Source organism: Stenotrophomonas sp. PAMC25021 (assembly GCF_004795795.1).
Taxonomy (GTDB): domain Bacteria; phylum Pseudomonadota; class Gammaproteobacteria; order Xanthomonadales; family Xanthomonadaceae; genus Stenotrophomonas; species Stenotrophomonas muris.
Genome location: NZ_CP039255.1, coordinates 454954 through 468397 on the forward strand (window position 1 = coordinate 454954; position 13444 = coordinate 468397).

Below are 13444 nucleotides of genomic sequence, written 5' to 3' on the forward strand. Positions count from 1 at the left end.
AGAAGTCGTCCGCAATAGTGCCCCAGGATGGCCTCCAGTTCACCACCCACCGCAAGGAGCAATGCCATGAATTCACGCCAGATCACCCTGTACCACGCCGCCCGTTCCCGCTCGAGCGGCGCCGTGGCCCTGCTCGAAGCACTGGGTGCCGACTACCGCATGCAGGTGCTGGACCTGAAGGCGGGCGCCAACCTGGCCCCGGCCTACCTGGCCATCAACCCGATGGGCAAGGTGCCGGCGATCGTCCACAACGGTGCGCTGGTGACCGAGCAGGTGGCGATCTATCTGTACCTGGCCGACCTGTATCCGGAGGCCGGCCTGGCACCGCCGATCGGCGACGCCCTGCGCGGGCCCTACCTGCGCTGGATGGCCTTCTATGGCGCCTGTTTCGAGCCGGCGATGATCGACAAGGCGATGCACCGCGAGCCGCCGCCGCGCCTGATGTCGCCGTACAACGACGCCGAGACCGTGCTGCAGGTGATCGAGGCCCAGCTGGCGCAGGGCCCCTACCTGCTCGGCGAGACGATGAGCGCCGCCGACGTGCTGTGGGGCAATGCGCTGGCCTGGACCACGGCCTTCGGCCTGGTGCAGCCCGCGCCGGCCACGGCCGATTACATCGCACGGATGAGCGCGATGACCGCCTTCGACCGTTCGCGGCAGATCGATGCGGAGCTGGCGGCGTAAGCAGCGGCCCCTTGTAGAGCCGAGCCCACGCTCGGCTGCTCCTCCGCCTTGCAAAGGTAGCCGAGCACGGGCTCGGCTCTACAGTGATGGCCACGCTGGGCATGGGCTCGGTTGCACGGGCGCGGCGGCTGGCGCGGGATGCGGGTAGAATTACCCGCTTTCCCGCCACCCGAATGGATTAAGCGCCATGACCGGGACGCCAGACGTCTTTCCGCCCACCACACCGGGCGGTACCCCCCTCGTTGCCCTGCCCGCTGGTCCGCGCAAGCCCGACCAGGTGAAAGGCAAGCTGTACATCAAGACCCACGGTTGCCAGATGAACGAGTACGACTCGGCCAAGATGGCCGACGTGCTTGCCGCCAGCGATGGCCTGGAACTGACCGACAGCCCGGACGACGCCGACGTCATCCTGGTCAACACCTGCTCCATCCGCGAGAAGGCGCAGGAGAAGGTGTTCAGCCAGCTGGGCGTGTGGAAGGGGCTGAAGAACAAGGGCCGTGAAGTCATCATCGGCGTCGGCGGCTGCGTCGCCTCGCAGGAAGGCGAAGCGATCATCAAGCGTGCGCCGTTCGTCGACCTGGTGTTCGGCCCGCAGACCCTGCACCGGCTGCCGGAGCTGATCCGCGCACGCCGCGAACAGAAGCGCCCGCAGGTCGACATCAGCTTCCCCGAGATCGAGAAATTCGATCGCCTGCCCGAGCCGCGCGCCGAAGGACCCTCGGCATTCGTGTCGATCATGGAAGGCTGTTCCAAGTACTGTTCGTTCTGCGTGGTGCCCTACACCCGCGGCACCGAAGTCAGCCGCCCGTTCGAGGACGTGGTGGTGGAGGTGGCGCAGCTGGCCGCACAGGGCGTGCGCGAGATCAACCTGCTCGGGCAGAACGTCAACGCGTATCGCGGGCCCTATGGTGACGGTGAGTTCGCCGACCTCGGCCTGCTGATCCGCACCATCGCCGAGATCGATGGCGTCGGCCGCATCCGCTTCACCACCTCGCATCCGCTGGAGTTCAGCGATTCGCTGATCGATGCGTTCCGTGACGTGCCACAGCTGGCCAACTTCCTGCACCTGCCGGTACAGGCCGGCAGCGACCGCGTGCTGTCGGCGATGAAACGCGGCTACACCGCGCTGGAGTTCAAGTCGAAGATCCGCAAGCTGCGGGCGGTGCGCCCGGACATCTCGATCAGCTCGGACTTCATCGTCGGCTTCCCCGGCGAGACCGACGCCGATTTCGAGAAGACCATGAAGCTGATCGAGGACATCGGCTTCGACCACAGCTTCTCCTTCATCTATTCACGCCGCCCCGGCACGCCGGCCGCGGACCTGGAGGACACGATCAGCGATGCCGAGAAGCACGCGCGCCTGTCGCGCCTGCAGGAGCGCATCAATGCGCATGCCGCCGGCATTTCCGAGAAGATGGTCGGCACCGTGCAGACCGTGCTGGTGGAAGGGCCCTCGCGCAAGAACCCGAACGAGCTGACCGGCAAGACCGAGAACATGCGTTCGGTGAACTTCCCGGCGCCGGCGCGCCTGATCGGCCAGTTCGTGGATGTGGTGATCACCGAAGCGCTGACCAATTCGCTGCGCGCGCGGGTGGTGACGGAATGAATCTTCGGGTCGGAGCCCCAAAGGGGCTCCGACCCGCCGGCCCGATAAATTGGGGTCGGAGCCCCTGCGGGGATCCGACCCCCTGCCTTCAATCCAGGCGCTTGCGGAAACGCAGGATGGCCAGGGTCATCATCACCACGATGAAGGCCAGCAGCGCCAGCGCGTCGTGCCACAGCTCCCACAACGAGGCGCCGCGCAGCATGATGCCGCGCACCAGGCGCAGGAAGTGGGTCAGCGGCAGCACCTCGGCCAGCCACTGCACCGGCCGCGGCATGCCAGCGAACGGGAACATGAAGCCCGACAGCAGGATCGACGGCAGGAACAGGAACAGCGTCATCTGCATCGCCTGGAACTGCGAGCGCGCACGCGTGGAGATCAGCAGGCCCAGCGCCAGGTTGGCCAGCACCAGCAGCACCGCGGCCAGATAGATGTCCAGCAGGCTGCCGCGAATGGGTACCTGGAACAGCCAGGTGCCCAGCACCAGCACCAGCGTGGTCTGCAGCAGGCCGATGGCCGCATAGGGCAGCACCTTGCCGACCATCAGCTCGCTGCGCGACACCGGCGTGGCGATCAGCAGTTCCATGTTGCCGCGCTCGCGTTCGCGCACCACCGCTACCGCCGTGAACATCACCAGGGTCATGGTCAGGATCACCCCGATCAGGCCCGGTACGATGTTCACCGCCGAGCGCCGCTGCGGGTTGTAGAAGCTGGTCACGCTGACCGGACCACTGGCGATGCTGCCTTCGCGCAGGGGACGGGTGTTGCTGGTCGGGCGCGTGTCCAGCGGCACCTGCGCCAGCTGGATCGCCGCGCTCTGCACCACGGTGTCGCTGCCATCGACCAGCACCTGCACCGCCTCGCGTCCATCGAAGCGGCGACGCTCGAAGTCGGCCGGCACCACGATGCCGACACTGATCTCGCCACGGCGCAGCGCCTGCATCAGCTGGGCAGGCGTGTAGGCTTCGCTGCGCGGCGTGATCACGCCGGTGGCCACCATGTCCTGCACCAGCGCGCGCGAAGCGGCGCTGTTGGCCTGATCGGCGACACCCGCATCGAGATGACGCAGGTTGAGGTTGATCGCATAGCCGAACAGCAACAGCTGCATCACCGGAATGCCAACGATCATCGCCAGCGTGATGCGGTCGCGGCGCAGCTGCCGCAGCTCCTTGAGCATGATCGCCCACAGCCGGCGCAGGTTCATCCCGCCGGCTCCCGGCCGCGGCCACGGGTGGCGGCCACGAACACATCTTCCAGGTTCGGCGCCACCGTCTGGATACGGGCCTGCGGGTCAGCGTTGGCAAGTGCACGGGCCAGCACTGCGACGTCCGCTGCGCCCTCATTGCACAGCACGCGCAGCTGGGTGCCGATCTGCGCCACGCTCAGCACACCGGGCAGCTCAGACAGTGCGCGGCTGGCCTGCCGCGGCTGCGACGACGTGACCTGCAACGTGCGGCCGTCCAGCCGTGCGCACAGCTCAGCCGGCGTGCCATCGGCGACCAGCGCACCACGGTCCAGGATTGCCAGCCGGTGGCAGCGCTCGGCCTCGTCCATGTAGTGGGTCGACACCAGCACGGTGGTACCGGCGTTGGCAAGTTCAAACAGGGCTTCCCAGAAATCACGGCGCGATTCCGGATCGACCGCGCTGGTCGGCTCGTCCAGGAACAGCAGCTCGGGCGCGTGCACGACGGCGCCGGCCAGGGCGAGGCGCTGCTTCTGGCCACCGCTGAGGGTTCCGGCCAGTTGTGGCTGACGGTCCAGGAGATGGTACTGCTCCAGCAGCTCGTCGACCCGCTGCCGGGCCTGCGCGCGTGGCAGATCCTGGATGGCGGCGAGGAATTCCAGGTTCTCGCGCACCGACAGGTCCTCATACAACGAGAAGCGCTGGGTCATGTAGCCGATGCGCCGGCGCAGTGCTTCGGCCTGCTCGGGAACCGCCAGCCCCAGCACCTGGATCTGCCCAGCGCTCGGTTCCAGCAGGCCGCACAGCATGCGGATGGTGGTCGACTTTCCGGATCCATTGGGCCCCAGGAAGCCGTACACCTGCCCGCGCGGCACGGTCAGGTCGACATTGTCCACGGCCAGAAGATCGCCGAAGCGGCGGGTCAAGCCCTGCGCATGCACCGCGATGTCGTCGCCGGTGTTCAGAAGCGCACCTGCACCGGCAGTCCGGCCGGAAGCTTCTGCATGTCGGTGGCCGTGTCCACTTCGATCTCGGCCAGATAGCTCAGGCGCTCGACGTCATCACCGGTCAGTGCGTAGTACGGGGTGAACGAGGGCTCGCTGCGGATTGAGCGCACGTGCCCCTTCAGCACGGTGCTGCCGTCTTCCAGCTGCACCTGCGCAGCCTGCCCGACCTTGACCTGCAGGCGCAGCGGCTGCGGCAGGTAGACGCGTGCATAGGGGCGCTCGCCGACCAGCATCACCGCCAGTGGCGCCCCGATCGGCGCCTGGTCACCCTGCCGGTAAGGCAGGGCATCGACAACACCATCGCGCGGCGCGCGCAGCTGCAGCTTCTGCAGGTTGACGCCCTGCACCACCTGCTGCGCCTGCGCGGCATCGGCGGCCGCCTGGCCCTGGGCGATGTCCTGCGCGCGGCTGCCGTGCACCAGTTCCAGCCAGGCCTGCTCGGCGGCCCGCACGCTGGCCTCGGCACTGCCGGCAGCCGCCCGTGCACGGTCCAGCTCGGAGGCGGCGATCAGGCGCTGGCGTGCCAGCGGTTGCACCCGACGGTAGTAGGCCGTGGCTTCAGCAGACTGCGCGCGCAACGCGGCCAGCTGCGCCTGGGCCTGCGCGATCTGTTCCTGGCGCGGGCCGATCTTCAGTTCTTCCAACTGGGCCTGCGCGCGCACCGTGTCGGCCTGCGCCGCGGCGAACTGCGCGTCGCCGCGGGCGGGGTCGAGCTGCATCAGCACTGCTCCGGCCTTGACCTGCTGCCCCTCGCGTACCTCCACCGTGGCGATCACTTCGGCCGCCGGCGCCGGCACCGTGATCCGGTCCCACTCCAGCGTGCCGAGCGCTGCAGGCGGCGCCTGCCCACACCCGGCCAGCAGGCCGATACCCACCAATCCGATTCCACGCATCCCATTGCCGATGCCCATGCCATCCCCTCCTGCGACGGCGCCACGGTGCCATCCGCCCCGTGCACCCTCTATGATTACGATCAGCCCTGACGGTTTTTTCACCACGCGTTGGCGAGCCTTTGGCTGCAAGGCTCCGCGCCACCTATCCACAGGTTGATTCGGCATCATTCCACAACCGGTGTGGAAAACCGGCAACACGGCATCCTGTTGCTCGCCTGGCAGCGGAACCTGCGCTGCGATCACGAAGAACGCCGGCGTGCCCGGGAAGTTCTCGGCCACGCGCTGCGACGTGCCCTCCCTCCCGGTCCGCCCGTCCTGCGGGTGCCGGCACGCCCGGGTCCGTGACGATTTTTTCACCACCCCCTCATGACGCTTGTGGCACAAGCACTGTAGAGGTCTATCCACAGGTTTCCGCAGCCCCCGTCCACACCGGGTGTGGAAAAGCATGTATCGACCCCGTGCTGGCCGCGCGCCCGCTGCGCGCGCTACCCTTGTCCTCCCTGAATACACTGCGGTGGAAGGCTTCCGCCCCACCCAAGGCAATGAAAAGCATCGAACATCGAGACTTCACCCTGTCGCCGGAAGACACCGAGCGGCTGGCCAACCTGTGCGGCCCCTTCGATGGGCACCTGCGCCAGATCGAGCTGAAGCTCGGCGTGGAGATCGCCAACCGCGGTTTCGTGTTCCGCATCAGCGGGCCCAACGAAGCCATCGTCGAGGCGCAGAAGCTGGTTGAAGCGCTGTACGCCGAAGCCGGCGAAACCACCTTCGACAACCACGCCATCCACCTGCGCCTGGCGCAGGCCAACGTCGAGCAGATCGCCGAACGCTCCTACGAAGCGCAGGAGGTGGCGATCAAGGTCAAGCGCGGCACGGTGCGCGGCCGCGGTGCCAACCAGGGCCGCTACCTGCACCAGATCGCCACGCATGACATCAACTTCGGCATCGGCCCGGCCGGCACCGGCAAGACCTTCCTGGCCGTGGCCAGCGCGGTCGAAGCGCTGAACGAATCACGGGTGCAGCGCCTGATCCTGGTGCGCCCGGCGGTGGAGGCCGGCGAGAAGCTGGGCTTCCTGCCCGGTGACCTGAGCCAGAAGGTCGACCCCTACCTGCGACCGCTGTACGACGCCCTCTACGAGATGATGGGCGTGGAGAAGGTGGTCAAGCTGCTGGAAAAGAACGTCATCGAAATCGCGCCGCTGGCCTACATGCGTGGCCGCACGCTCAACGATGCCTTCGTGATCCTGGACGAAGCACAGAACACCACCATCGAGCAGATGAAGATGTTCCTGACCCGCCTCGGCTACGGTTCCACCGCCGTGGTCACCGGCGACCTGACCCAGACCGATCTCCCCAAGCACGTGAAGTCCGGCCTGCGCGATGCCATCGACGTGCTGCGCGAGGTCGAGGGCGTCAGCTTCACCTTCTTCGAGTCGCGCGACGTGGTCCGCCACCCGCTGGTGGCGCGCATCGTCAGCGCCTACGATCGCCGTGACCTGCATCAGATCCAACCTGGAGCAACTCCATGACCCGTGGTCCCGTGCGACTGGACGTCGCCGTCAGTTATGCCCTGCCGCGCACCGGCCTGCCGGCGGCGGTCAGCTTCCGCAAGTGGGTGGCTGCTGCGCTGAAAGGCCGCATCCGCGAGGCCGACCTGGCCATCCGCGTGGTCGATGCCAAGGAAGGGCAGTCACTGAACCGCCATTATCGCGGCAAGGATTACGCGACCAACGTGCTCAGCTTCCCGGCCGAAGTGCCCGAAGGGCTGCCCAAGGGCGTGAAGTTTCCGCTGCTGGGCGACCTGGTGATCTGCGCACCGGTGGTGGCCCGCGAGGCCGATGAACAGGGCAAGGCGCTCAACGCCCACTACGCACACCTGACCGTGCACGGCGTGCTGCACCTGCTCGGCTGGGACCACGAGGACGACAAGGAAGCCGACGCCATGGAACAGCTGGAGCGCGAGATCCTGGCCGAGCTCGGCATCGCCGACCCCTACGCCGGCGAGCGCTGAGGCCCACGCACACCGGGATCTTCACGGAGGACGCGCCCATCGCGCTGCTGCCCGCACTCATCGCCGCTCTTCTGCAGGTGACCACTGCCCCGGGCATCGACCCCGGTCGGGAACGACCGTCGCCGTTCCCGGCCAGCGACAGCGCCGCCGACATTGCCGCCAAGGTCGCCGAGGTGCAGGCGTTCTTTGACGTCAGCCAACAGACGGCGCGTCAGGCGGTCGCCGAGGCGCAGCAGCACGCATTGATGGAACGTTTGAAAGCGCGCCACGCGGCACGCCTCGCCGGAATCTGGGTGGACAACGCGGCAGGTTGGAACGTCGTCGTTCGACTGACTGGCCCAGCACCCGCGGCCGATGAGACACATCCAGGGGCGGATGGCCCGCAACGCGTGCGCTACATCACCGGCGCCGCGATGACCGAAGCGGAGATGCAGCGCCGCCTGCACGCACAGCGGGACTGGCTGCTGGCCCAGCTGCCCGACCTGTTCGGCTATAGCCTGGATGTCACGACCGGGGAACTGGAGGTTGAGCTGCGCGATACCCCGGCCAACCGCGCGACGGCGGCGGCCGTGCGCGATCACCTGCAGGTGCAACTGGGCTATCCGGTCAGGCTGCGCTGGTACCCTGCGACCACGCGCCGGTATCCGCCCTGATTGCCTTGGGGCGCTCGCGATGGCTGGCCGGGACCGGTACGATCACCGGCCTGCCTCCCGTTGCGGATCCCGTGCCCGTGCTGCGTATTGCCCTGCCCCTGCTGCTCGCCGTGTCCGCCCCGGCCGCTGCCCTGGACCTGCCGGCCCTGATTGAATGCCGCCAGGGCGTGGCCGAGCAGGCCGCGTTGGCGCCCCTGCTGGCTGATCCACTGAAAGCCGTCGCCCACGGCCTGCAGCCGCTGCCGCAGGGCAACCAGTTCATGAGCGAGTACCGGCTGGCCCAGCCGATCAGCGTGTTCGGCGCCCGCACCGAACGGGTCGCCGTGGCCGGGTCCAGCGTCATGGCGATCCTCGACCAGGCCGATCCGCGGCCGCTGGCCAGGCAGCTGGGGCTGGAGACCGGCTACGACCAGGACGGCAAGTTCATGGCCGGCCGCGAGCTGGTCAGCCGCGACGTGACCGATCCGAAGACCGGCGAGGCCCGGATCGAGTCGATCATCCTCAGCGTCTCCACCGTGGCCTCCCATCCCGGCAAAACCCTGGCCGGCTGCACCTACAGCCTGGACCTGCCCGAGGAAGAAGCCCCCGCCCGGCCTGAACTGGCCCCGCCGCCGATCACCGGACCGGGCAGCGACGGTCACTGACAGGCCGCCACATCCTGCTAGACTTGGGCCAACGCCCGGCTTGCCGGGTGCCCTTTTTCCAGAGATGTCAGAAGACGACAGTAGTAGCTCCGCACAGGAGCCCAGTGAAAAGAAGCGCGGCTGGCTTGAACGCCTGACCTCCGCCTTCTCCGGCGAACCCCATACCCGCGACGAGCTGGTCGCTGTCCTGCACACCGCGCAGGAAGAGGGCCTGATCGCCGCCGATACCCTGAAGATGATGGAAGGCGCCATTTCGGTGGCCGAGCTGACCGTGGGCGACGTGATGATCTCGCGCTCGCAGATGGTTTCGCTGCCGGTCGAAGCGCCCTTCCTGGAACTGATGAAGCAGGTGGTCGAATCCGGCCATTCGCGCTTCCCGGTGCACGGCGAGAACAAGGACGACATCCTTGGCATCCTGCTGGCCAAGGACCTGCTGCGCGGCGTGGTCGCCGACAACGGCCCGGCCAACGTGCGCGAGCTGCTGCGCCCGGCAGTGCTGATCCCGGAGGCGAAGAAGCTCAACGTGCTGCTGAAGGAATTCCGCCTGTCACGCAACCACATGGCCATCGTGGTCGACGAGTACGGCGGTGTCGCCGGCCTGGTCACCATCGAGGACGTGCTGGAACAGATCGTCGGCGAGATCGACGACGAGCATGACGAGGCCGAGGATCCGTCGGCGCAGATCGCCATCCAGTCCGACGGCCAGTACGTGGTCGACGCGCTGACCCCGATCGGCGACTTCAACGAACGCTTCGGCGCTACCTTCTCCGACGAGGACTACGACACCATCGGTGGCCTGGTCACCGAGGCCGTGGGCCACCTGCCGGAAGTCGGTGACGAGCTGGCGTTGGACCGCTTCATGTTCCGCGTGGCCCGCGCCGATGCGCGCCGGGTCCAGGCCTTCCACGTGACCGTGCTGCCGCCGGACGCGCAGGACGACGCTTGAAGCGCGGCTCCCTCCTGGCACTGCGCCTGAGGCTGTGGCTGGCACTGTGCGTGCTGGCCACGGCCCTGCCGCTGGCCGCCTTCGCGCAGCCGGCGGCACCCGAACCTGCTGCACCCGCCACCAGCGCCGAGGCTCCCGCCCCGCGCATCGGGGTGGTGACCATGCAGCCGGGCACCGTGTTCTTCGAGCGCTTCGGCCATGACGCCATCGTCGTGATCGATCCGCTCAGTGGCGAAGCGACCTCGTACAACTTCGGCTACTTCGATCCGTCCGAGGACGACTTCATCAGCCGCTTCGTGCGCGGCGACATGATGTACTACCTGGTGGCGCTGCCGCTGCAGCAGGATCTGTCGTACTACGACGAGACCGGCCGTGGCGCCAGCGTGCAGTGGCTGGACCTGCGCCCGGAGCAGGCACGTGCACTGGCCGCCGACCTGGCCGAGCGGGCCAAGCCGGAAAACGCGCGCTACCACTACGACTACTACACCGCCAACTGCGCCACGATGGTACGCGACACGGTGGACAAGGCGCTGGGTGGCGGCCTGCAGTCGCAGCTGTCGGGGCGCTCGCGCGGCAATACCTACCGCAGTGAATCGGTGCGCCTGGCCTCGCCGGCACCATGGATGTGGCTGGGCTTCGATGTCGGCCTCGGGCCGTTCGCCGACCAGCCGCTGTCGCGCTGGCAGGAAGCCTTCGTGCCGATGCGCCTGGCCGATGCGCTGCGCCAGGCGCGCAACAGCGATGGCCGGCCGCTGGTGCAGTCCGAACAGGAACTGCTGCCGCACCGCATCGACCCGGAGCCGAAGGAATTCGCACGCCGCTGGTGGCCGTGGCTGCTGCTTGGGCTGGTCGTGGCCGGCGGCGTGCTGGCGCTGCGCAACCGCCCGCGCCTGCTGGCCGGGCTGGCCCTGCCGTTCTGGCTGCTGTGTGCCATCGCCGGCAGCCTGCTGGTGTTCCTGTGGGGCTTCAGCACCCACTACGCCGCCTGGGCCAACCGCAACCTGCTGCTGCTTTCGCCACTGGCCGTGCTGTTGCTGCCAGGCGCGATCGCGCTGCTGCGCCGGCGCGCGCCGGGCCGCATGTTCAGGGTCGTGCTGTGGCTGCTGGCGGTGCAGGCCGTGGCGGCGCTGGTGCTGCACTGGCTGAGCCTGCAGGCGCAGTACAACGTGCAGTGGATCGTGCTTCTGCTGCCCGTCCACGTCGCGCTGGCATGGGTACTGGGGCGCCGTCCTCACTTGTCCGAAACACGGCACTGACGCACGATGGCGGGCATGTCATTGCCCGCCTCCGCTTCCGCCCCTGCCTCGGCCAATCCCGCCTGCGTCATCAACTGCGTCCACTACGATGACGACGGCAAACGCCACGACATCAGCCTGGATGCCATCAGCGATGTCATTGCCAGTGGCAACGGCTTCGTCTGGGTCGGCCTGTACGACCCCAACGACGATGTGCTGCTGAAACTGCAGGAAGAGTTCTGCCTGCACGACCTGGCCATCGAGGACGCGCGCAATGCGCACCAGCGGCCCAAGGTCGAGACCTACGGCAATTCGCTGTTCGTGGTGGTGACCACCGCGCAGATGGTGGACGAACGCATCCAGTACGGCGAAACCCACGCCTTCCTCGGCCCGCGTTTCCTGGTTACGGTGCGCCACGGCGCCTCGCTGTCCTACGCCCCGGTGCGTGCACGGGTCGAGCGTGAACCGCAGCTGCTGAAGATGGGCCCGTCGTACTGCCTGTACGCGGTGACCGACTTCGTGGTCGACAACTACCTGCCGATCGTGCACCGCTTCCGCGACACCCTGGACCTGCTGGAAAAGGACATCTTTGCCGACAGCTACAAGCGCAGCACGGTGGTACGGCTTTACGAGCTCAAGCGCGAACTGAACAAGATGCGGATGGCGGTGGCACCGCTGCAGGATGTGCTGGCGCAGCTGCGCCGCTACCAGGGTGACCTGATTCCCGATGAAGTGAAGCTCTACGTGCGCGACGTGCATGACCACGCGGTACGCATCAGCGATGTGATCGACACCCTGCGCGAGATGCTGGGCACCGCACTGAGCGTGAACCTGTCGCTGGTGACGCTGGCGCAGGGCGAGACGGTCAAGCGCCTGGGTGCATGGGCCGCACTACTGGCAGCGCCGACGCTGATCACCAGCTGGTACGGCATGAACTTCAGCCACATGCCCGAGCTGAGCCAGCCGTGGTCGTATCCGCTGATGATTGTCGGCGTGGGCGGTGTGTGCGTGGGCCTGTACCGGTTGTTCAAGCGCGCGAAGTGGTTGTAGCGCGTATCGACCAACGGTCGATACGCACCATGCACGGGGGTGTCGATACCCAGCAATCCGGTAGGCCGCGACCGTTGGTCGTGGCACATGCCCCGCTTCTGGTAGTGCCGGCCGCTGGCCGGCAACCAGGGCAATGCCGGCCAGTGGCCGGCACTACCGTTCGGCATCAAGCCACGTAGACGGTCTTGATGTTCATGAACTCGTGGATGCCGTGGTCGGCCAGCTCCCGGCCGAAGCCGGACTGCTTGCTGCCACCGAACGGCAGCCGAGCGTCGCTCTTGACGATGGCGTTGACGAACGCGGCGCCGCATTCCATGCGCTGCGCGAAGGCTTCGCCGCGCACCGGGTCGCGCGTCCACACGCTGCCGCCCAGGCCGAAGCGGGTGTCGTTGGCCACGCGCAGCGCCTCGGCCTCATCCTTGACCCGGATCACCGCAGCCACCGGCCCGAACAGCTCCTCGTCGTAGGCAGGCATGCCTGGGCCGACCTGATCGAGCACGGTCGCCGGATAGCCCGCATGGGTGCCGGCAATGGGCTCGCCGCCGACCAGAACGCGCGCGCCCTTGGCGACGCTGGCCTGCACCTGCTTGTGCAGTTCGTCGCGCAGATCGGCACGGGCCATCGGCGCCAGCGTGGTGCCACGCTCACTGGGATCGCCATACTGGCGCTGGCCCGCGGCTTCAACGAAGCTTCGGGTGAAGTCATCGGCCACCGCATCGACCACGATGAAGCGCTTGGCCGCAATGCAGGTCTGCCCGCTGTTGTCGAAACGCGACTTCACCGCCGCCGCCACGGCCTTGTCGAGGTCGGCATCGTCGAGTACCACGAAGGCATCGCTGCCACCCAGCTCCATCACCGACTTCTTCAGCTGGCTGCCGGCATTGGAGGCGATCGAGCGCCCTGCCCGTTCGCTGCCGGTCAGCGTCACCGCCTTCACCCGTGCGTCGCGCAGCACCTCGGCAGCCTGGTCGTTGTCGATGTGCAGCACGTCGAACACGCCCTCAGGCAGGCCTCCGTCACGACACACCGCCAGGATCAGGTCGGCGCACTGCGGCACGTTGCTGGCGTGCTTGAGCAGGGCCACGTTGCCAGCCATGAACGCCGGGGCCAGGAAACGGAACACCTGCCAGACCGGGAAATTCCATGGCATCACCGCGAACACGCAGCCGATCGGCTCGTAACGCACGTAGCTGCGCTGGGCTTCGGTATCGATCAGCTGCGGCTTGAGATAGTCGGCCGCGTGGTCGGCGTAGTACTCGCAGGCGGCAGCGCACTTGTCGACCTCGGCCAGCGACTCGGCCTTGAGCTTGCCCATCTCATGGGTCATCGCCTGCTGCAGGTCGTCGCGACGCGTGCGCAGCTGCGCGGCGATCTGGCGAAGGACGGCACCGCGATCCTGCAGCGAGCGATCGGCCCAGCCGGGGAAGGCATCGGCGGCAGCCTGCAGGCGCTGCTCGATGTCAGCAGCGCCCATCAGTTCATGGCGGTAGGTCACCTGGCCGGTGGCCGGGTCGATGATCTCGACGGTCATGGGG

13 protein-coding genes are annotated in these 13444 nt (G+C 67.6%); 9 read left to right on the forward strand and 4 right to left on the reverse strand.

Going from position 1 to position 13444, the window contains the following annotated elements:
- Positions 1 to 66: 66 nt before the first annotated feature.
- Positions 67 to 684, forward strand: coding sequence for a glutathione S-transferase (locus E5790_RS02260; RefSeq protein WP_014646578.1), 618 nt, complete (start codon positions 67 to 69; stop codon positions 682 to 684).
- Between the two features lie 187 nt (positions 685 to 871).
- Entirely contained in the window at positions 872 to 2290 is a 1419-nt protein-coding gene (gene miaB / locus E5790_RS02265; protein WP_111205947.1) for a tRNA (N6-isopentenyl adenosine(37)-C2)-methylthiotransferase MiaB, read from the forward strand.
- A gap of 88 nt (positions 2291 to 2378) precedes the next feature.
- Here miaB and E5790_RS02270 read toward each other — a convergent pair whose 3' ends face one another.
- The 3 genes from E5790_RS02270 to E5790_RS02280 are packed head-to-tail and all read right to left on the reverse strand — an operon-like array spanning position 2379 to position 5388.
- Complete coding sequence (locus E5790_RS02270; protein ID WP_032960915.1) at positions 2379 to 3491, reverse strand: ABC transporter permease; 1113 nt, start codon at positions 3489 to 3491, stop codon at positions 2379 to 2381.
- Complete coding sequence (locus E5790_RS02275) at positions 3488 to 4411, reverse strand: ABC transporter ATP-binding protein (RefSeq protein WP_111205946.1); 924 nt, start codon at positions 4409 to 4411, stop codon at positions 3488 to 3490. Before E5790_RS02275 ends, E5790_RS02270 begins: the two co-directional genes overlap by 4 nt.
- Before the next feature lie 20 nt (positions 4412 to 4431).
- Positions 4432 to 5388, reverse strand: a complete 957-nt coding sequence (locus tag E5790_RS02280) for an HlyD family efflux transporter periplasmic adaptor subunit (RefSeq protein ID WP_111205945.1) — start codon at positions 5386 to 5388, stop codon at positions 4432 to 4434.
- Between the two features lie 524 nt (positions 5389 to 5912).
- Here E5790_RS02280 and E5790_RS02285 point away from each other — a divergent pair.
- From E5790_RS02285 to E5790_RS02315, 7 genes are all read left to right on the forward strand, one after another.
- Positions 5913 to 6899, forward strand: coding sequence for a PhoH family protein (locus E5790_RS02285; RefSeq protein ID WP_032960924.1), 987 nt, complete (start codon positions 5913 to 5915; stop codon positions 6897 to 6899).
- A complete protein-coding gene (gene ybeY / locus E5790_RS02290) occupies positions 6896 to 7381 on the forward strand; it encodes an rRNA maturation RNase YbeY (protein ID WP_014036587.1) in 486 nt (161 codons plus the stop codon). The genes E5790_RS02285 and ybeY overlap by 4 nt, the downstream gene beginning before the upstream one ends.
- Before the next feature lie 77 nt (positions 7382 to 7458).
- Positions 7459 to 8034 carry a hypothetical protein gene (locus E5790_RS02295; protein WP_227863814.1) on the forward strand — a complete coding sequence of 192 codons (576 nt, stop codon included), beginning with the start codon at positions 7459 to 7461 and terminating at the stop codon, positions 8032 to 8034.
- 77 nt (positions 8035 to 8111) lie between these two features.
- The gene (locus tag E5790_RS02300) at positions 8112 to 8678 is read left to right on the forward strand and encodes a hypothetical protein (protein WP_014646571.1); all 567 of its coding nucleotides are present in this window, start codon (positions 8112 to 8114) and stop codon (positions 8676 to 8678) included.
- A 64-nt stretch (positions 8679 to 8742) separates the two neighbouring features.
- Positions 8743 to 9624 carry a transporter associated domain-containing protein gene (locus E5790_RS02305; RefSeq protein ID WP_014036584.1) on the forward strand — a complete coding sequence of 294 codons (882 nt, stop codon included), beginning with the start codon at positions 8743 to 8745 and terminating at the stop codon, positions 9622 to 9624.
- Positions 9621 to 10880 carry a DUF4105 domain-containing protein gene (locus E5790_RS02310; RefSeq protein WP_111205943.1) on the forward strand — a complete coding sequence of 420 codons (1260 nt, stop codon included), beginning with the start codon at positions 9621 to 9623 and terminating at the stop codon, positions 10878 to 10880. The genes E5790_RS02305 and E5790_RS02310 overlap by 4 nt, the downstream gene beginning before the upstream one ends.
- Positions 10881 to 10886: 6 nt before the next feature.
- Positions 10887 to 11909: a magnesium and cobalt transport protein CorA gene (locus tag E5790_RS02315; RefSeq protein WP_014646569.1), complete on the forward strand. Its 1023-nt coding sequence runs from the start codon at positions 10887 to 10889 to the stop codon at positions 11907 to 11909.
- A gap of 166 nt (positions 11910 to 12075) precedes the next feature.
- Here E5790_RS02315 and E5790_RS02320 read toward each other — a convergent pair whose 3' ends face one another.
- Positions 12076 to 13440, reverse strand: coding sequence for an NAD-dependent succinate-semialdehyde dehydrogenase (locus tag E5790_RS02320; protein ID WP_136191673.1), 1365 nt, complete (start codon positions 13438 to 13440; stop codon positions 12076 to 12078).
- Between the last annotated feature and the right edge of the window lie 4 nt (positions 13441 to 13444).